Here is a 17,492-nt window from a genome sequence, read left to right as displayed (position 1 = left end):
GCAGATGCGGACGCGAGGGGCTAGCGTGGTGTTCATGACAGAGCTGATCGCACCCTCGCCCGCAGAGCGCACATGGGATCCCGCGCTCTCGGCCTCGCGAGCCAAGGAGTACGAGCGGTGTCCCCTCCAGTACCGCCTTCACGTTGTCGACGGTTACCGTGAGCCTGAGAGTCGCGCCAAGGCGCTGGGTACCCTCGTGCACGCGGTCCTGGAGGATCTCTTTTCCCTTCCTCCTCTCTCGCGCACGCGCGATGCCGCCCGGGCCCGGCTTGCCCCCGCTTTCGAGGCGCTGACACAGAAGAACCCCGAGGTCGCAGCCCTCTTTGGCGACGAGGCGGATCGCGAGGCGTGGCTTGAGGACGCCCGCAGCGTCGTCGACGGTTACTTTGCGATCGAGCAGCCGCAGTGGATCGCTCCGGCCGCGCGCGAGGCCCGGGTAACGGCAACGACGAAAGGCGGCGTGCGCCTGCTCGGTTTCATCGACCGGGTCGACCGAGCCCCGGATGGGCGTTTGCGGGTCGTGGACTACAAGACCGGGAAGGCTCCGTCGCCTCGCTACGTGGACGAGGCGCTCTTTCAGATGCGCTTCTACGCACTGCTGCTCGCCCGCACGCAGGTCCTCCCCTCGCGCATGCAGCTGGTCTACCTGCGTGCCGGCCAGGTTATTACTTTCGATCCCGATCCCACCGATGTCGCCGACTTCGAGCGGCGCATCGATCAGCTCTGGGGGCGCATCGAGGAAGACCTCGCCAACGATTCCTTCCAGCCTCGCAAGAATCCCCTGTGCAACTGGTGTGGCGTGCGATCCCTGTGTCCCGTCTTTGGCGGCACCACTCCCCCGATGCCACCCCAGCACGCCCGATGGCTGGCGCGGACTCGGCTAGGCTAGGAGCATGAATCAGAACCAATGCGGTCGTAGCGGTCTCTATCTGTCGTCGATCGGTCTGGGAACCCTCACGTGGGGTCGCGATACGGACTCTCACGAGGCCGTCGAGATGCTCTCCCACTTCGTGGACGCGGGGGGCACCCTCGTTGAATGCTCCGCCTCTCACGGCGATGGCATGGCCGTTGATGTTGTGGCCGAGGCGATGGCGTCTCTGGGGCGCCACCGTGTCCTCGTAGCCTGGCGGGGTGGCGTGCGCCGCACGGGCGAGGGGGCGTGGGTCGGTGCGGCGGGCAGGGGGGATCTCCTGCGCAGCTTAGACGATGCGCTTGCGCGCCTGGACACCGACTACGTTGATCTGTGGCTGGTTGAGCCCCGCGACGAGGTTCCCCTCGCGGAGACCCTGGAAGCCGCCTCGGTGGCTTATCGCTCCGGGCGCGCGCGCTACGTTGGCCTGTCTCGCGCGTCGCATTGGCAGCTGGCAGAGGCCGTCACGCGCGGCGAGATCGGGGCCAGCGCGCCGATTAGCGCCGTGGAGTTTCCCTTCTCCCTCGCGCACGCCCAGTGTGCATCCACGGTCGCCGAGCTCGCATCGCGAGGAGTGGGAGTGATTGCGGCCTCGGCGCTTGCCGGAGGGGTCCTCACCGGGAAGTACCGTCACTCAACCCCTGCGGATTCTCGGGCTGCATCCCCTCATCTTCGTCACATGGTCCAGCCCTACCTCACGGGTTCCTCGCGAGGGGTTATCGAGGCGGCTTCGCGCGCGGCTGCGGGCCTCGATCGATCGATGGGCGACGTCGCGCTGGCGTGGGTGCGGGACCATCCGGGTGTCTCCAGCGCACTCGTGGGGCCGCGCACGGTGCGCCAGCTCGACACGCTGCTGGAACACACGGATCCGCTGCCGGCGCCGATCCGCCAGGTGCTCGGCGAGGTCGCGCTCTAGGCGACCGGGACGCGAAACGGGGCCTGACCGTGATGGTTCAGGCCCCGTTTGACGCGCGCGGTGACGCCAGGATCAGTCGTCGACCTCGACGAAGTCGTCATCCTCGTCGTAGTCCTCCGGATCCTCCTCGTCCTCGTCGGAGTCGTCGAAAATGTCGAAGGGAAGCTCCACGCCCAGCTGCGTGAACAAAATGTCGTCGTAGGTGAAGAACGCGTCGCGCAGCGCGAGCTCGGCGGCCTCGAGCGCGGCGTCGTCGGCCTCGTCGCCATCGCGCGCGATGTCGAAGTGGTTCTCGAATGCGTTGAGCAGGCGCGTCAGCGCGCGGCGGGCATCTCCAGTCATGACCCTCATTCTACCGTGACACCGGGCACTTTATCAGGGGAGGTTCAGCTGGGAACGTATGACGGACACCATCAGGTCCGTGCCCTTGATCTCGGCGGTCTGTTCCGCGCCGAGGATGCGGGTCTTGCCATCGGCGTCAAGCAGCTGGGAGGCGCCCATGTTCGGGCCGAGCGGCAGGATGACCCACTCCTTGGTGGGCTCGTAGGTCGCGTCGGGCGCCTCGCCCTCGATCTGCGCGGAGATGTTGGCGATGACGACGCGTGCCTGCTGGCGGGCGGCATCTGCGCGCTTGGACTCGCGCACGTCGGTCAAGTCTCCGACCGCGTATACCGTGGGGTGTCCGGCCACCTGCATGGTTCCCTCGACGCGAATCGTCCCGTTGGGGTGCATGACCGACTCGTAGTCGCTTCCGATGAGGAAGCCCGTGTTGGCCCGCGCCCCGTAGCACTGGAACCACAGGTCGGCCTCGACGACGTCCCCGTTCTTCGTCTGGACCATGAAGTGTGCCAGGTCGCCGACGTTCTGCGGGGGAAGATAGGCCAGCTCCGATCCTGTGATGACGCGCACGCCCAGCGTGGCCAGCTGTTCGCTGATCTCATCTCGCAGCGCGTCCGTGTAGCCAGGGGTCCCCAGGATCCTGTCCGAGGCCTCGACGATCGTGATGTCCAGGCCCGGGAAGGCGCTTGCCAGTTCTCCCGTGAGTTCAATGCCGACCGTTCCGCCTCCGACGATCATGACGGACCGAGCGCCGCCGAGGTTCTCGTGAAGCTGCTCGAGACGAGCCTTAGCCACGGAGGAACGGTAGGACGAGTACTTGGCCGGGAAGGGGTAGGTCGATCCGGTCGCGAAGACCACGTAGTCGGCCTCGATCGGTTCGCGGCCGAAGACGTGAACCGTCGTGCCGTCGACGCGCGAAACCGTCCCGTGAACAACCTGCCCGCGGCTGAGGAGGTTCGTGTAGGGCATGAAGATCGCGTGCTCCCACACATTGTCGACCGCGGCGCGCAGGGCCGCCGCGTGGTGGACGAACTGGTCCTTCTGTTCGATAAGAATGACGTCCGCGAGGGGATCGAGCCCCTTAGCGACCGTGACGCCCCCGTATCCTCCGCCGATGACTGCGACGCGTGCCATGTCTTTCCTCTCTGATGAGCCGACCGGGTCTATTGTGGCATCCGGAGGACGCGAACGCGCGCTCTAGGGACCTTAGTCCGCCTCGCCGTCTGTCTCCCGGCTCTCGATGCCGAGGCCGCGCGCGATGTTCGGCGCGAAGAAATTAGGACCTTTGAGAACCTTGCCGTCCTCGCGAAGCTTGACGGAGCCGTCGGGCATGAGCTTGGACAGGTTGGAGGCCTGCACCTCGGCGAGGACGGAATCAAGATCCATGCCGGATTCGATCGCCATCCCGTAGATGACGTAGACGAGGTCGGCGAGGGCGTCGGCGGACTCGATGACGTCCCGGCGCCCGTCGTCGGCCGCGACCGCACGGGCCGTTGCCTCCTCAACGATCGCGCGTGCCTGTCTGCCGTAGACGGCGCCGATCAGTTCGGCGAACTCCTCTGCGATGAGGCTCATGCGCATGTCGAGACGCTCGTAGGACAGCGTCGGATCGTCGAATGAGCGAATGGGCACCGAGTAGGTGCGATGAAACTGCATGACGAGGTCCATCGGGCTGGGCGGCGCGGTGTCGGTGTGCTTGTCGGTCATGCTCGGTCCTTTCCGGCATCGTCCCAGGCGGTTGCCAGGATGTTGGTGAACGCGGTGACGGTTTGATGTCCCTGAACGAGGAAGCGGGCGTCGAAGACGTAGGTGGGCACGGTGCTCACTCCCATGTGCATGGCCACCTGGACGTCTGAGTAGACCCGAGATGCCCATTCCTCCTCGCCGATAGCCCGCGCGGCGAGCGCTGCGGGCATTCCGATGTCCTGCGCGCAGCCGATGAGAACATCCGGATCTGAGACATCAAGGCCCATTTCGAAGTGGGCGCGCATGATGGCCTCGGCCACCTTGAGGTGAAGGGTGGAGGCGCCGGCGACGGTCCCCGCGTCAATGTCGGCGTCGTGCGCCGCCGCAATGACCCGGTGGGCCCGTGACGTCGGCGCGATGACGAGTGAGTCGAAGTCGAAACGAATGCCTTCGCTCGCGCCCAAGGCTTTCATCCGCTCGTCTGAGGCCCGCACCTCTTCCAGGGTTGCTTCGCCCGACTCGATGAGGGCGACGATGCGAGGCTTGTCGAGCGGGGCGTCCAGATCCGGGTCGAGAAGGAATGCATGCAGGTAAACCTCGGTGAGATCGCGATGCGCGAACCCCTCCAGGGCGGCACGCAGATGACGCACTCCCAGGTAGCTCCACGGATCGCAGGTGTCGAGCCACATGTCGATTCGCACGATGCCTCCTGGTGGTCACATGGAAAACCCCGGGGCCTCGGCCCCGGGGTATCTCGTGCGCGGAGGGGGACTTGAACCCCCACCCTCGTAAAATGAGGACTAGCACCTCAAGCTAGCGCGTCTGCCTATTCCGCCACCCGCGCAGGTGAACGATGCGAACCGTTGCGATCCGCAAGCGAGTAGAAGCCTAACATGATCCGGTCGCTACGCGCCAATCGAAAACTACGGGCCCGTCCGATCGTTGCGCAGGCGGGAGTCGAGGGTGGCAAAAACCTTGGCAATAGAGTCAATATCCTCATCGGTCATGCCATCGAGAAGGTACTCGCTGACGGTCTGCTGATGCAGTTCTGTGGCAGCTAACACAGTCTCGATTCCCTGTGTCGTCAGGCACGCGTCGTAGCCCCGCCGATCCGCCTGCGAAGGAATGCGCTCCACCCACCCGTCGCGCGATAGGTTGGACACGAGGTAGGTGACTCGCGACGGGGAATACACGACGCGTTCGGCGAGCTCTCCCATGCGCAGCCGGTGACCCGGCGCCTCCCACAGGGCGAGCAGGATGTTGTAGTCGGGCATGGAGACGCCGTACGTTCGCTTCAAGCGCGTCTCGAGGATTCCCTGCAGGCGCCCGGACGCCTCGAAGAAGACTCGCCATGCGGCCGCACGCGCGCTGTTGGCTTGGACGATTGGTGTCAGCCGCGCTCGCGATTCCATGTTCCCCCCCTTCTGGTCGTTTCGGATGCCCTCCTGGGGATAATAGGGCATAGTGACTAGGAAAGCACCAACGACGCGGGGGATGTCAATGTCTGTCACGTTTTCTGTCGTTCTGTTCGACGTTGACGGCACGATCGTCGATTCGGCCCCCGCGGTCATGGGGGCGTTCCGCGCCGTTCTGTCGGACTTCGGCTTACCGGTCCCCGATGACCGTCGGCTCCGCGGCTACGTGGGTCCTCCCCTGTGGCATTCCTTTGCGGACCTGGGGTATTCCGGTGACCTCCTGGCGGATCTGGTTGCCGGGTACCGGCGCAGGTATGCGGATCACTACTTGGACCCGGTGCCTTTCGCGGGCGTGCCGCAGCTGTTGCGTGACCTGCACGAGCGCGGCGTTCCCCTCGCAACGGCCACGTCGAAGCAGGCCCCCATGGCCCTGGCGCAGATGCAGCACCTGGGTCTCACCGATGTCTTTGACGTGATCGCGGGAGCGACCCCCGACCCGTCCTCCACCAAGGCGACCGTTATTCGCGAGGCCTTGGCCCAGCTTGAGCGCCGGGGGGTCGATGTCGGGGCGCCGCTTCTCGTCGGCGACTCGCTCTGGGACGTCATCGGGGGGCGCGAGGCCGGCATTCCTGTCCTCGGCGTGGGATGGGGGTACGCGACGGCGGGCGGCCTCGACGATGCCGAGGAGGTGTGCGAGGGCGTCGAGGAGCTTCGGTCCTTCTTACTGTCCCACACTCGGCGTGAGGGCTAAAGAATCGGGCCTAGCGGAAGTCTCGGGAACGCACACGTATCGGGAGGACGACGGGTGTGAGCCGGAACGCGCGAACATTGATGGCCCCATCCGCCTCGAGCGTCCCCCGCACCAGCATCGCCTCCGATTCGAGGGCAACACGACGAAACTTCTCCCATGTTCCCGGGGAGATTGAAACGTTGACGAAACCGGTCTCATCCTCCAGGGACAGGAAGGTCACGCCGGCGCCCGTGTGGGGACGCTGTCGATGAGTAACAACCCCGGCCACGTCAACGATTCTTCCATCCAGGTGCTCTCCCAGCTCCCGAGCCTTGAGAACGCCGTCGGGAAGCTCGCCCCTGACGGAGGAGAAAGGATGTTCACCGGGCGTCAGCCCCATCGTGCGCATGTCCGAGCGCATCAGCTCTACCCGAGAGGGTGAGGGCAAAGTGGGTGGGCGCGCCCCTACCTCGGTTCCGGGAAGAAAGGGCTGCCACTGCGCCGAGTCGGCCTCGGGAACGGCGAGCGCACCCGCCGCCCACATGCCCTCGCGACGCCCCACGCCCAGGCACTCCAGGGCACCTGAGAGAGCCAGCTTCTCCATGTCCCCCTCCCCCAGATGCGCCCTCCTGGCCAGGTCGGCCTGGCTTTCGAAGGGACCTTCCTTCCGGGCCTCAAGGATCCGCTCGGCCGCCTTGCCCAGACCGCGCACCTGGGACAAGCCGATGCGGACGGCGAGGGAGGGGTCAACGTCCACGGGAACGATCTGGCGAGAGGGAAGAGGGTCCGAACGCCCGGCTCGGTAGCTGCTTGCGGAGGCGGCCCCCCTCTCCACCGAGGCATCGAGGAGGGAGTCGTTGACCGAGGGGGCAAGGACCCTCACTCCGTGGCGGCGCGCGTCTTGCACCAGCGTCGCTGGCGAGTAGAAGCCCATCGGTTGGGAGGCCAGGATTGCCGCGTAAAAGTGCTCGGGCGCATGAACCTTCAGCCACGCGGACGCATAGACGATGTGCGCAAAAGAAAAGGAGTGGGACTCCGGGAAGCCAAAGTCTGCAAACCCTTTGAGCTGGCCGAAGATGCGCTCCCGAGTCGGGGCGTCGATCCCACGCGCCGCCATCCCCGTCATGAGGTCTGCCCTGAGTGCTTCCATGCGTTCACTGCTGCGCTTGGCGCCCATGGCGCGGCGGAGCTGGTCAGCCTGGGCGCCGGACAGCCCCGCTGCGTCCGCGGCGATGCGCATCAGTTGCTCTTGAAACAGAGGGACCCCCAGGGTCTGTCGCAGGGCCGGTTCGAGGAGCGGGTGCAGGTATGTCACCGCTTCGCGCCCCGCGCGACGGCGCAGGTAGGGGTTGACCGCACGCCCCTGTATGGGACCCGGCCGTATGAGGGCGACCTCGACGACGATGTCATAGAAGCACCGAGGCTTGAGCCTGGGCAGGGTGTTCATCTGCGCGCGCGATTCCACCTGGAAGACGCCCACCGTGTCAGCGGCGCACAGCAGGTCGTACACGCGCGGATCCTCCTCGGGGAGCGTGTGCAGGCCGAGGGGCATCTCCTGCCGTCCGAGTAGAGGACGAGGAGCCCACCCTCGAAGAGGAGCCCTCCCCAAGGTGTCGGCCGAGCGGTTACTCCCGTTGAGCTCATCGAAGGCAATGCGCAGAGCGGTGAGCATGCCGAGCGAGAGGAGGTCGAATTTCACCAGGCCCGCATCCGCGCAGTCCTCCTTGTCCCATTGGAGCACCGTGCGCCCTTCCCTTGCCGCCCATCTCACCGGGCATATTCGAGAGACCGGCTGATCCGTGAGCACCATGCCACCGGAGTGAATACCCATGTGGCGGGGAAGTCGCGCCAGCGCATCGGCCGCCTCGCGCACGAGGGTTGGGGCCTGTCCCTTTCCCCGCGACCACGCCTGCGCCGCCCCGGCGGGGTAGCCCAGGGCGCGCGTGGCATCACGCATCGCCGATCGAGGACGGTAGGTAATGACGTTGGCCACCTGCGCCGCGCGGTTACGACCATAGGTGCTGTAGACATGTTGGATGACTTCCTCTCGTCGACACGCCTCAATATCGACGTCAATATCCGGTGGTCCCGATCGAGCATCCGAGAGGAAACGCTCGAAGAGAAGGTTGTGGCGCACGGCATCGACCGCAGTGATTCCCAGGCAGTAGCACACGGCTGAGTTCGCTGAGCTACCCCTGCCCTGACACAGGATTCCTCGCTCCGCACAAAAATCAACGATCTCCTTGACGATGAGGAAATAGCCGGCGAAGCCGAGGCGAGCAATCACATCCAGCTCGTGGTCGATCGTCTCCCATGCCCGCGGGTGCTGTGCGCGCGTGCCGTAGCGCTGCTGCGCTCCCTGATGCGTCAGGTGTGCCAGCCACGTGTCGTTCGTGTGCCCGTCGGGAACGCGGGTGCGAGGAAGCTTGGGGGCAACGAGTCGCAGGTCAAATGCCGCGTCTGCGGCGACATCGCACGCATGCTCAAGGGATTCGAGGTGACTGCGATGCAGATGCGCCATCTCTCGGGCGGAGCGGAGGAATGCGCGGTGGGCTCCGAGGTGGGCGTTTGCCTCCTCCAGCGATGAGCGCAGCCGCGTGGCGGTGAGAACGTCTCCGAGGGCCTGCTTCGACGGCGATGACATGCGCGCCCCGGTCGTGGCCACCAGCCGCGTCCCTGTCTGACGCGCAAGGTCAGCGAGCACGTCGCCGACTTCCTGCCCGTCTCCGGCCGCCGCCTGCCACTCGATCAGCACGTTATCCGCCCCGCAGACCTCGGACAGAGCCCTCACCACCCGGCGCGCCCACACGGGTCCTCCCGCTCGCAGGGCGCGCATGAGGGGACCGCGCGCTCCACCGGTGAGTACCCGCAGGCCGCTTCCGGCCCCGCCCACGTCGTCTAGGCTGTGCGTGGGCGAACGTTCGCCCCGCGTGGCGAGTGCTCGCTCGCTCATTGCGCCGACGAGATTCGCGTATCCCGTCGGGCTGGCCGTCAGGACCGGCAGTCGTATGCCGGGATCCTCCGCCCCGGGCGGTAATCCCCAACCCGTGCCACACGAGCCGGGCAGGATCGAACGCAACGCGTTAGAGCCGAGGGTTAGCTCCGCACCGTAGATAACGGGAAGTCCGCATCGGCGCGCCGCGACGGTCGTCTGCACGGTTGAGTACATGCCGTCGACATCAAGGATGGCCAGCGCATCCAAGCCCAGACGCGCGGCTTCCTCGACCATGGAAGCGGGCTCATCGGTCCCCTCCAGGAAACTGAAGGCACTGTGGGCATGCAATTCCGCGTACCGCCGTTCGTTGAACACAGCACCCACCATATCGAACACCTGTTCGATATGGTGGGTGTTATGTGACACATGCCGTATCCTGGCGCCATGACCTTCATGCGCGTGGCCTCCCTCCAATCCCCGGGTTCGTTGACCCTCCAGAGCCGACCCGTGCCGCGCGTCCAGCCACGCGAGGTGCTCCTCGCGGTCGAGGCCACAACCCTGTGCGGGACGGATCTTCGGATCGCAACGGGGCAGAAGAAGGCCGGAGTCACCCCTGGTGTGGTTCTCGGTCACGAGATCGCGGCGCGCGTGTGGCGCATCGGCGAACGCCTCACCCCCGGCGTCGACGTCCCACAGGTCGGAACACAGGTGGGATTGGCCCCCGAGATTCCCTGCGGAACGTGTGCGCCGTGCAGCGCCGGACGTTCCAACGTCTGTGCACACATGCGCCTCTTCGGCACAGGAGTTGACGGCGGACTCGCGGACTTCATCCTCGTTCCCGAACACGCGTTGGCGTGCGTGACGCCGACGAAGCGCGAGATCAACCCCTCGCTTCTCGCCCTCGCGGAACCACTCTCGTGCTGCCTGCGGGCGAGGGGGCGCCTGCCTATCGATCCCGGCTCGCGCGTCCTCGTCATTGGCACGGGACCAATTGGCCTGATTCACTGCGCGCTGGCCGTAGCCGCGGGCGCAACCGTCATGGCTTGCGGGCGTCCCGCCAGGCTCTCCCCGGCACGAGCCATGGGTGCGACAAGGACCACCGCCTCCGAGGGAGAGGCGCTCGTGCGCGACGTCAGCGAGTGGACGGGCGAAGCGGGCGCCGATGTCGTCATCGTCGCCGTCGGTGACCCGGCCCTACTCAACGTGGCTGCCCGTTGCGCGGGCATCGGCGCTCACATCTGTCTCTTCGCCGGATTCCCGCTCTCCTCCCTCGCGCGGATCGACCCGAACCTTGTGCACTACCGCGAGCTGACGATCTCAGGCAGCGCAAACGCGACGCTGAGCGACTACGCGGCGGCCGTCGCAATGCTCTCCGACGGGACGCTCAACCTCTCCCCACTCCTCACGCACGAATTTGCCCTCCACGACATCGCGGCGGCCCTTGACGCGGTGCGCACGCGGGCCGGCCTCAAGGTGGCCGTGCGTCCAGGGCTCGCGCCCACCGCCGAGGAGGACGCGTCCCGCACGGTGCCCGCGCCGACGCTTGCCTAGTCGATCAGCGCGCGAAGGTCGGCGGCACTGAGCGGTGCGGGCGCGGCGGCACCGTTCATGACGGAGGAGATCAGGCGCCGCTTTCGGTCCTGGAGTTCCACGACCTTCGCCTCGATCGTGTCCGCCGCGACCAGGCGATACACGTTCACTTTCTTTGTCTGACCGATGCGATGTGCCCGGTCGATCGCCTGCTCCTCGGCGGCGGGATTCCACCAGGGATCCATGACGTAGACGTAGTCTGCTTCCGTCAACGTCAGGCCCGCCCCTCCCGCCTTCAGCGAGATCAGGAACACCTGCGCCTGGCCCGACCGGAACTCCTCGATAACACGATCGCGATCGCGGGTCGAACCATCCAGCTGCACCACCGCGATCCCGCGACGCTCCAAGGCGCCACGAATGCGCGCCAAGAATGACGTGAACTGGCTAAAAACCAGGGCCTGATGCCCCAGCGGAACAATCTCGTCAAGGTGATCCGCAAGGTACTCGATCTTCGCCGATCCGACACGGGAGTAGTCCCCGTCCACGAGCGCGGGATCGAGCGCCAGCTGCCTCAGGCGGGTCAGGGAAGACAGGACACTCATCCGGTTGGCATCGACATCCGCCAGAAGGTCCAGGATGCGTGCGCGAACGCGCGCGAGATGCTGGTCGTAGATGCGGCGGTGTTCCCGCCCCAGGTCGACGCGCACCACGTCGATAACCTTGTCCGGCAGGTCTTGGGCAACCTGTTCCTTCGTGCGGCGCAAGATGAAGGGAGCGACATAGGAGGTCAGGCGGGCGAGCATCGCCGGGTCCGCTCCGCTTTCGATGGGCTTGCGAATCCTCCGGTTGAATGCCTCCCACGAGGGAAGCAGGCCGGGGCAGGTCAGCGACAGGAGCGCCCACAGGTCTGCGAGCGAGTTCTCGATGGGGGTGCCGCTGACCGCGAGCCGCCACGGGGTGTTCAGGTCGCGCAGCGACCTGTAGGTTGCCGTGCGCGGGTTCTTGACCGCCTGCGCCTCGTCGATGACCACTCCGTCCAGCTCCACGTGTGTCCACTGATCGGATTCCAGGCGAACCAGCGTGTAGGAGGTGATCACCAGGTCCGCGCCGTCGACTTCCTCCTCGATGCTCGTTCCCCTGCGCGCTTCGGTCTCCGTGACGGCCCGCACCCGCAGGTCGGGAGCGAATCGCGCCGCCTGTTCCATCCACACAGCCACGACCGAGGTTGGGGCAACCACAAGAATCGGACCTGTTCGCGCGGCTTTCGCATGTCTGATGGCCGCAATTGCCGACAGGATCTGAATGGTCTTTCCCAGTCCCATATCATCGGCGAGAATTGCGCCGAACCCCCGGGCGAGGCGTGCGGTCAACCAGGCGTGTCCCTCCCGTTGATAGGGACGCAGGATGCGCCCCAGGGAGGGCAGTGGCGCCAACGCGTCCTCGGGCTGAGGGTCGGCAACGAGCGCACCAACGCGCTTTGTCCAAGCGCCGCTGACGCAAACCGTGTCCGCTGCGGGCGCCACCACGTCGACGGCGCCGACGTGGAGGGCCGACAGGCGCAGCCCCTCCCCATCCCAGCCCACCAGGGCGCGCGCTTCCTCCAACGCCGCTGCGAGTGCAACGATGCGTTCGCCGTCGAGACGCACCCAGGCGTCGCCCGCACGAACGTACTCGTCGCCGCGTCCCAGCGCTTCCAGCGCCTCGCCCACACTCACCGAGTGGGACCCCACGCTCAGGCGGGCCGTCAGGTCAAACCAGTCCGCCTCGCCCCGCTCAATGGACAGGTCGACGCGGGAGGCAGCATCGACAACCTCAATCGTGCGCACGTCGTCGGACACATCCCACACGAGGCCTTCCGGCGCCTTTTGGTCGACAACGCGCGCCAGGAAACGAGGCGCCATCCACGGGGGCATGCGTCCGGCCTCCGGGGGATGTGGCCACAGCTCGCCACCGCACGCGCTCCCCCACCGATCAACGCGCTCAACGAGGGCAGCCACCGCCTCGTCCGAGAGAGCTTGGGCAACCGGAGCACGCGAGCGCGACTTGCCCAGCTGGTACTCCGCCCACCAGCGCACGATGACCCCCTCCTCGTCGCGGCGCACCGTCCCGACGAGGGTGGCCTGCGTCGCCGCCCGCGGATCAAAGCTCCCGTCGGCCGAGCTGATCACGAAGTGCCTGCGCAGAGCGGGCAGCCAGGTTCCGCGAAATTCCGCAACATCGGAGGAGGGAATCCGCAGCGCCCGATCGAAGGGAAAAGCCTCGAGTGTGGACGCTCCTTCAAGACGCGCAACGCTCCGGCCTCCGTTGAGGACCAGCAGGCCAGTGGCGGCGTCGATGCGGGGCGAGTGAATAACCCGGTCCCCGTTGCGGGCCACGACCGTGACCGCGAGTCCCGTCTCCTCGGATACGACATCGATGTCCGCGTCCCACGTCGCGTGTGACACCTCGAATAGCTCGTCGGTCGTTGGCGACGAAAATAGCGTCACTCCCGCGCGAACAAGTCGGTTGAGCCAGGGGTAGGCGTGCTCCCCCAACGACGCCAGGGTCACCTCGGTCCTGGAGTGCCACGAGCGCGACTCACGCGAGAGCCGGTAGCCTTCGCGCACGAGAGACAGGTGAGTTGGATCGATCCCGTCGGTGACCGACGCCCACTGCGTTGCTGTCAGATCCAGCCACGACGCCCGCTTGCCGGTCCATTCGCAGAAGGCTCCGCGGCGCAACGGTGTCAGCGATATCGGCGCGCTCGAGTCGTGGGCGTCAATGATAAGAGCGAGCGGGTCTCCGGCGCGCTCACGCGAGCTTCCCACCACCTGGCGCAGCACGCGACTCCACTCCGCTTCCCCATTGTCGCGCTCGCGGGCTTCCTCGCGCGCGACGATCAGCGTCGCGGCCGCGTGTGGACAGTTCGAGCGCAGGGGGCACGCGCACGTGAGCGATGGCCGAAGCGTTGCCTGAGCGACGCGCACTCGGTAGGCCAGACCTCCCTCGGTGACCCTTGTTTCGAGCTGGTCCTCGGCAGAGTGCCAGGTGAGCTCGCGTACCGCTCCCCTGCGCGCCAGGCGCAGGCCATTCGCCCAGGTTGCGGGGCCAACGAGCGCCATCAGGTCGTCGTCGGTCATCGAAGCGAGGGTGTCGCGCAGCGAGCCAGATACCATCCTTTCAGTCTACGGCACGCCCCGTTCATCGTCGTTGCCTCAGTCATCGACCCCCTCTAGTGCCCACTCACCCTCGTTCCACACGAGCAGGGTTGTTCGTCCATCCTCAAGCTGGGCACGCATGTAGGCACGAGGTGCCTCCCGTGCCCACCACCGTCCACGTACGGGCCACGGTCCCCGCACCTCGCAAATCCTCACGCGGCTCCCCGCCCCCGCAGCACCCGTGAGCGCGGGGGAGGCGGAGTGGGCTTCAACGAGGTAGGCCGGAGTCGCCGTCAGTCGACCACGCGAATCCACGCGAACGTCTGCGGTGGATGGAGAATCGGGGAGAATCCTGACCCGAGGAGGCTCGTCAAAGAGGGTGGCCGGCGCGGTGGCGACGCCCCCCTCCCAGGCTCCCTCGAAAGGCCGCAGGACGGGCTCGCTCCCCCACCTGGCCATCACGACGCGACTACGCGGGTCATACCCTCCCTGGACGCGGGGAACCAGGAGCGCATCCGGCCCCACCAGTGCCTGGATGCGCACGGCGCTGCGCGATACGTCCTGCTCGCGCTCGCTTCTGCCCCACAGCGCGGACGGAGAGGTGCCGGCTCGGGGATCGCAGGCCGTCAGGCGGATCGATGATGCCTGGCCGGAGGGCCCCTCGGCGCCGGACATCCAGCCGGACAGCGTCCATCTCACTCGCAGGGCGACGTCGGAGGGAATCGCCAGGTCGCACCCGCTCCAGGTGCGGCTGCGCGCTCCTCCCCCCGCGTCTTCGACGTCGATGCGCAGCGTCTGGGAGACCACGCCGGATTCGTATAGCCGACGAGACAGAGTTGCGGCTGCCCGCGTGATGGGGGCAATCATCGTGTCGATACGATCCCCTCCCTCATCGATCTCACAGGTGACCGATATGTCCGACTGAGTGCGTTCGTGTCGAGTAAGCGCGCCGTCTGCACCCAATGCGAGTGTCCACAGTCGCTCACCGACGTCACCGAATCGTTCGAGCACGGGACCGCGACCGAGCGCGAGAAAATCGGCACAGCGCCTCACCCCCAGTCCCTCAAGGAGGCCAATCGATGCGGTGGCTCGATCACGCATGTGGGGAGGAACGCACTCGAGAGCGCGGGCCAGCTCAACACCGCTGAGGAAGGACTGTGTGTCATCCGGGGCAACAATGCGCCCCTGCCGGGCGGCCATCAGCGAGGCCAACGGCCCCTCGGCAATCCCCACGAAGCACTCGACACCGACGGCAGCCTCAATGGCGTCCACGAGCAGCGACGCAGCTTTCTCTTCGCTTCCCGCCCACCTCGCAGGCCCGTGGGCATGGCACCTGGCAACCCCGGGGCGCAGGCACTCCACCCCTGCCGCAACCGTGTCAAACGCGTCGATGACTGCACTAAAGGACCTGGCCTCTCGGTCCCGGTCTCGCGGTAGGTGCACCAGGTCTGGGCACAGGTACATTGCTTTTTTCAGGCTCATGCCCGAGCGGATTCCGGCTCTCCTGGCAGCCGCGCTAGCAACCGCGATCTTGTCCCCGTCCACGACGGCTCCGCTCCCGCCCGGAGGCAGGTCAATGACCAGGCAGTTGACGGGCCAGTCAGGCACCCATAGCACCATGTAACGCATCTCTAGACGGCCATTCGCATCGCGTCGCGGTTACTCGGTTCGCGTGAGACGCCGGGCCAGGGGCGCAGTGTCACGATGGTGCGCCCCTGGACACGGGCGCGGGCGGACAGCGCGCGCTGTTCGGCCCTGCTTAGCTCGGGCACGTCCAGGCACACGACGTCGCAGGCATCCAGCAGCAGAGCGCATGCCTGCGCCACCCCCGATATCGTCTGGGCATTGACGATGAGCACCCGCCCCAGCTCCATCCCCTGGCCAGATGCCCACTCCCACCCGATGTCGCGCACCCCGCAGAGGCCAATCCACCCTCCGGGAGGGCAGGTGTCGATGAGAAGGCGGATCAGGTCCGACCTGCGCGCGGGACCGAGAAGAACGGGGCCGCCCCCTGCCCTATGATGCTGGTCAAGCTCGACCCGCATCCTCAGGCCGACAGAGTTCTCCGCAAGGCTCAAGGCCTCTCGGGCCCTGAGCAGCCGAGCGCGCGCGTTGGTCATGTCCCCCTCCCACACATAGAACACACGTTCGATAGAGGAAGTGTAGAACCCCGATCACACATCTGCGTCCCGAACGCCCGATCGCGTTCGCATGGGCGACAATAGAGGCCAAGAGGAAAGGAAGAACCATGCACATCAATTCACGCCCCCTCGCCCTATCCCCCTACGAGGGACTGGACGTCCCGACTTTCACGCTCTCGTCGCGCACCCTCACCGACGGCGCCCCCATGCCGGAGTCGGCAACGGCTCGGGCCGGTTCCCTATCCCCCGACCTGACGTGGGAGGGCTTCCCCACTCACACGGCAAGCTTCATGGTGACCTGCTTCGACCCGGATGCGCCAACCCCAGCGGGCTGGTGGCACTGGACCGTGCTGGACATTCCCGCTTCTATGACACACCTGGACGCGGGGGCGGGAGCCTCGGATCTCACCCTTGACGGCCCCGCGTTTCACCTGCGCGTGGACACCGGCGACGCCGCATACTTCGGAGCGGCCCCACCCCCGGGAGACCGCCCTCACCGCTACGTCTTCACCGTGCACGCGCTCGACGTTGACACCCTGGGATTGGACGACGATGCCACTCCGACAATGGCCTCGTTCGTGGCGCTTGAGCACACAATCGCCCGCGCGTGCCTGACCGTGACCCATCAGGCCTGAGGATTATGCTGCACGTCATCTTCTGGGAGCCGGAGATCCCCGGCAACACGGGCGCGGCGATCCGGTTGTCCGCATGCACGGGTTCGATGCTGCACCTCGTCAAGCCTCTGGGCTTCGACATGGACGATGCAAAGCTTCGTCGAGCGGGCCTGGACTATCACGATCTGGCGCACGTCACGGTGCACGAAAACCTGGATGAGGCTCTCGATCAGGTGCCCGGACGCGTCTGGGCCTTCACTGGACACGCGCACACCATGCATTCCGAGGTGGCCTATGCGGACGGCGACGGTCTGCTTTTCGGGCGTGAATCCGTCGGACTTTCCTCCGAGGCGATGGCCCATCGCCGCGTGGAGGCCCTCGTTCGCATCCACATGGTTAAGGGAGTGCGCTCTCTTAACCTGGCCAATTCCGCGTCGATTGCGCTCTACGAGGCGTGGCGACAGCTCGGCTTTCCCGGCGGGGTATAGCCTGAGATAGGTGAGCTAGCCCGCCTTCCAGGGTGAGCCCGGCCGCTCCACCTGTTCGGCGAGAGAAACGATTCTACGAGGGTTGGAGCGCCACATCCAGATGACGCCAACGACCGACAGAGCGAGGGGGAGGTAGTAGAAGTCCGCACCGAGGCCGGTCCAGGCGGAGCGCGCGGTATTGAGCTCGTCAAGACCGAGCGAGGCCACCCACAGGACAAGCGGTGCGGCGATCGACAGGGCGATGGCAGACCAACCAACGAGGCGCATCCGGCGCCCATTGTGGGTCAGCGCGATCGCCGCCACGACGTAATCCACACCCGCGAGAAGAGCGACGAGGCGAGGCCCCCACGGGAGCCCCTGCGCATGAAAGAGGTCGACGACGGCCATCGCGACGATCCAGACTCCGAGGATCCAAAACAGGGCGATAATGATGCGCCCGAGTCCCAGCGATGGCGGGCGCTGGTCTCGCGCGCCAGCACCCTCATTCATGTCCTCATATCCCTGCACGCCTTTGATCCTAGCGAGACACCTACCTGCACGCATCGCATTCGCCGCCGCTGTGCGAGATTCGGCCCTGTGTGGCCCGATACACCAACCAAGATCACTAAGCTCCGGGACAGCACTACACAAACGTGGGACAATAGGCCCATA

The 17,492-nt window shown here is 66.3% G+C and carries 16 protein-coding genes and 1 tRNA gene; 6 read left to right on the top strand and 11 right to left on the bottom strand.

Going from position 1 to position 17,492, the window contains the following annotated elements; genetic code table 11:
* The first annotated feature begins 34 nt into the window (after positions 1-34).
* A complete protein-coding gene (locus NQK35_RS03065) occupies positions 35-889 on the top strand; it encodes a RecB family exonuclease (RefSeq protein WP_048741656.1) in 855 nt (284 codons plus the stop codon).
* A gap of 4 nt (positions 890-893) precedes the next feature.
* Entirely contained in the window at positions 894-1,826 is a 933-nt protein-coding gene (locus NQK35_RS03060) for an aldo/keto reductase (RefSeq protein ID WP_257114514.1), read from the top strand.
* A 72-nt stretch (positions 1,827-1,898) separates the two neighbouring features.
* Here NQK35_RS03060 and NQK35_RS03055 read toward each other — a convergent pair whose 3' ends face one another.
* The 6 genes from NQK35_RS03055 to NQK35_RS03030 all read right to left on the bottom strand — a co-directional run bounded on the left by NQK35_RS03055 (position 1,899) and on the right by NQK35_RS03030 (position 5,263).
* Positions 1,899-2,168, bottom strand: coding sequence for a hypothetical protein (locus NQK35_RS03055; RefSeq protein ID WP_034230764.1), 270 nt, complete (start codon positions 2,166-2,168; stop codon positions 1,899-1,901).
* A gap of 33 nt (positions 2,169-2,201) precedes the next feature.
* Positions 2,202-3,299, bottom strand: a complete 1,098-nt coding sequence (locus NQK35_RS03050; protein WP_257114513.1) for an NAD(P)/FAD-dependent oxidoreductase — start codon at positions 3,297-3,299, stop codon at positions 2,202-2,204.
* Positions 3,300-3,371: 72 nt separating this feature from the next.
* Positions 3,372-3,872, bottom strand: a complete 501-nt coding sequence (locus tag NQK35_RS03045; protein WP_257114512.1) for a nucleoside triphosphate pyrophosphohydrolase family protein — start codon at positions 3,870-3,872, stop codon at positions 3,372-3,374.
* Positions 3,869-4,540, bottom strand: coding sequence for a DsbA family oxidoreductase (locus tag NQK35_RS03040; protein WP_009211509.1), 672 nt, complete (start codon positions 4,538-4,540; stop codon positions 3,869-3,871). The genes NQK35_RS03045 and NQK35_RS03040 overlap by 4 nt, the downstream gene beginning before the upstream one ends.
* Positions 4,541-4,608: 68 nt before the next feature.
* Positions 4,609-4,695 (bottom strand) — tRNA-Leu (locus NQK35_RS03035).
* A gap of 79 nt (positions 4,696-4,774) precedes the next feature.
* Positions 4,775-5,263 (bottom strand): MarR family winged helix-turn-helix transcriptional regulator, encoded by a 489-nt coding sequence (locus tag NQK35_RS03030; protein WP_257114511.1) that lies wholly within the window; start codon positions 5,261-5,263, stop codon positions 4,775-4,777.
* A gap of 88 nt (positions 5,264-5,351) precedes the next feature.
* Here NQK35_RS03030 and NQK35_RS03025 point away from each other — a divergent pair, with 88 nt between their 5' ends.
* Positions 5,352-6,017 (top strand): HAD family hydrolase, encoded by a 666-nt coding sequence (locus tag NQK35_RS03025; protein ID WP_257114510.1) that lies wholly within the window; start codon positions 5,352-5,354, stop codon positions 6,015-6,017.
* A gap of 10 nt (positions 6,018-6,027) precedes the next feature.
* Here the strand turns inward: NQK35_RS03025 and NQK35_RS03020 are convergent, their stop codons facing one another.
* Positions 6,028-9,306, bottom strand: coding sequence for an error-prone DNA polymerase (locus NQK35_RS03020; RefSeq protein ID WP_257114509.1), 3,279 nt, complete (start codon positions 9,304-9,306; stop codon positions 6,028-6,030).
* Between the two features lie 78 nt (positions 9,307-9,384).
* Between NQK35_RS03020 and NQK35_RS03015 the strand changes: the two genes are divergently transcribed.
* The gene (locus tag NQK35_RS03015; RefSeq protein WP_257114757.1) at positions 9,385-10,482 is read left to right on the top strand and encodes an alcohol dehydrogenase catalytic domain-containing protein; all 1,098 of its coding nucleotides are present in this window, start codon (positions 9,385-9,387) and stop codon (positions 10,480-10,482) included.
* Here NQK35_RS03015 and NQK35_RS03010 read toward each other — a convergent pair.
* From NQK35_RS03010 to NQK35_RS03000, 3 genes are read right to left on the bottom strand one after another with little or no spacing between them, the layout of a single operon-like run.
* Entirely contained in the window at positions 10,479-13,616 is a 3,138-nt protein-coding gene (locus tag NQK35_RS03010; protein WP_257114508.1) for a DEAD/DEAH box helicase, read from the bottom strand. The two genes, NQK35_RS03015 and NQK35_RS03010, sit on opposite strands and share 4 nt — an antisense overlap.
* Positions 13,617-13,655: 39 nt before the next feature.
* On the bottom strand, positions 13,656-15,206 hold the full coding sequence (locus NQK35_RS03005) for a DNA polymerase Y family protein (RefSeq protein ID WP_257114507.1): 1,551 nt from the start codon (positions 15,204-15,206) through the stop codon (positions 13,656-13,658).
* A gap of 23 nt (positions 15,207-15,229) precedes the next feature.
* Positions 15,230-15,718 carry a hypothetical protein gene (locus tag NQK35_RS03000; protein ID WP_257114506.1) on the bottom strand — a complete coding sequence of 163 codons (489 nt, stop codon included), beginning with the start codon at positions 15,716-15,718 and terminating at the stop codon, positions 15,230-15,232.
* Positions 15,719-15,846: 128 nt separating this feature from the next.
* Here NQK35_RS03000 and NQK35_RS02995 point away from each other — a divergent pair, with 128 nt between their 5' ends.
* Both NQK35_RS02995 and NQK35_RS02990 read left to right on the top strand, forming a co-directional pair.
* Positions 15,847-16,374, top strand: a complete 528-nt coding sequence (locus tag NQK35_RS02995) for a YbhB/YbcL family Raf kinase inhibitor-like protein (protein WP_257114505.1) — start codon at positions 15,847-15,849, stop codon at positions 16,372-16,374.
* A gap of 5 nt (positions 16,375-16,379) precedes the next feature.
* Entirely contained in the window at positions 16,380-16,841 is a 462-nt protein-coding gene (locus NQK35_RS02990; protein ID WP_257114504.1) for a tRNA (cytidine(34)-2'-O)-methyltransferase, read from the top strand.
* A 15-nt stretch (positions 16,842-16,856) separates the two neighbouring features.
* Here the strand turns inward: NQK35_RS02990 and NQK35_RS02985 are convergent, their stop codons facing one another.
* Entirely contained in the window at positions 16,857-17,330 is a 474-nt protein-coding gene (locus NQK35_RS02985; protein WP_193389652.1) for a hypothetical protein, read from the bottom strand.
* Positions 17,331-17,492 lie beyond the last annotated feature (162 nt).

This window comes from Schaalia odontolytica (assembly GCF_024584435.1).
GTDB lineage: Bacteria > Actinomycetota > Actinomycetes > Actinomycetales > Actinomycetaceae > Pauljensenia.
Note: the sequence above shows the minus strand (reverse complement) of the source record. Positions and strands in the feature narration are given on the sequence as shown.

Bases quoted from the DNA above. Each gene is read 5' to 3' on its own strand.
- NQK35_RS02985 (WP_193389652.1), bottom strand. From the start codon at position 17,330: ATGAATGAGGGTGCTGGCGCGCGAGACCAGCGCCCGCCATCGCTGGGA.
- NQK35_RS03030 (WP_257114511.1), bottom strand. From the start codon at position 5,263: ATGGAATCGCGAGCGCGGCTGACACCAATCGTCCAAGCCAACAGCGCG.
- NQK35_RS03025 (WP_257114510.1), top strand. From the start codon at position 5,352: ATGTCTGTCACGTTTTCTGTCGTTCTGTTCGACGTTGACGGCACGATC.
- NQK35_RS03040 (WP_009211509.1), bottom strand. From the start codon at position 4,540: ATGTGGCTCGACACCTGCGATCCGTGGAGCTACCTGGGAGTGCGTCAT.
- NQK35_RS03065 (WP_048741656.1), top strand. From the start codon at position 35: ATGACAGAGCTGATCGCACCCTCGCCCGCAGAGCGCACATGGGATCCC.
- NQK35_RS03050 (WP_257114513.1), bottom strand. From the start codon at position 3,299: ATGGCACGCGTCGCAGTCATCGGCGGAGGATACGGGGGCGTCACGGTC.
- NQK35_RS02990 (WP_257114504.1), top strand. From the start codon at position 16,380: ATGCTGCACGTCATCTTCTGGGAGCCGGAGATCCCCGGCAACACGGGC.
- NQK35_RS02995 (WP_257114505.1), top strand. From the start codon at position 15,847: ATGCACATCAATTCACGCCCCCTCGCCCTATCCCCCTACGAGGGACTG.
- NQK35_RS03060 (WP_257114514.1), top strand. From the start codon at position 894: ATGAATCAGAACCAATGCGGTCGTAGCGGTCTCTATCTGTCGTCGATC.
- NQK35_RS03015 (WP_257114757.1), top strand. From the start codon at position 9,385: ATGCGCGTGGCCTCCCTCCAATCCCCGGGTTCGTTGACCCTCCAGAGC.
- NQK35_RS03010 (WP_257114508.1), bottom strand. From the start codon at position 13,616: ATGGTATCTGGCTCGCTGCGCGACACCCTCGCTTCGATGACCGACGAC.
- NQK35_RS03045 (WP_257114512.1), bottom strand. From the start codon at position 3,872: ATGACCGACAAGCACACCGACACCGCGCCGCCCAGCCCGATGGACCTC.
- NQK35_RS03055 (WP_034230764.1), bottom strand. From the start codon at position 2,168: ATGACTGGAGATGCCCGCCGCGCGCTGACGCGCCTGCTCAACGCATTC.
- NQK35_RS03000 (WP_257114506.1), bottom strand. From the start codon at position 15,718: ATGACCAACGCGCGCGCTCGGCTGCTCAGGGCCCGAGAGGCCTTGAGC.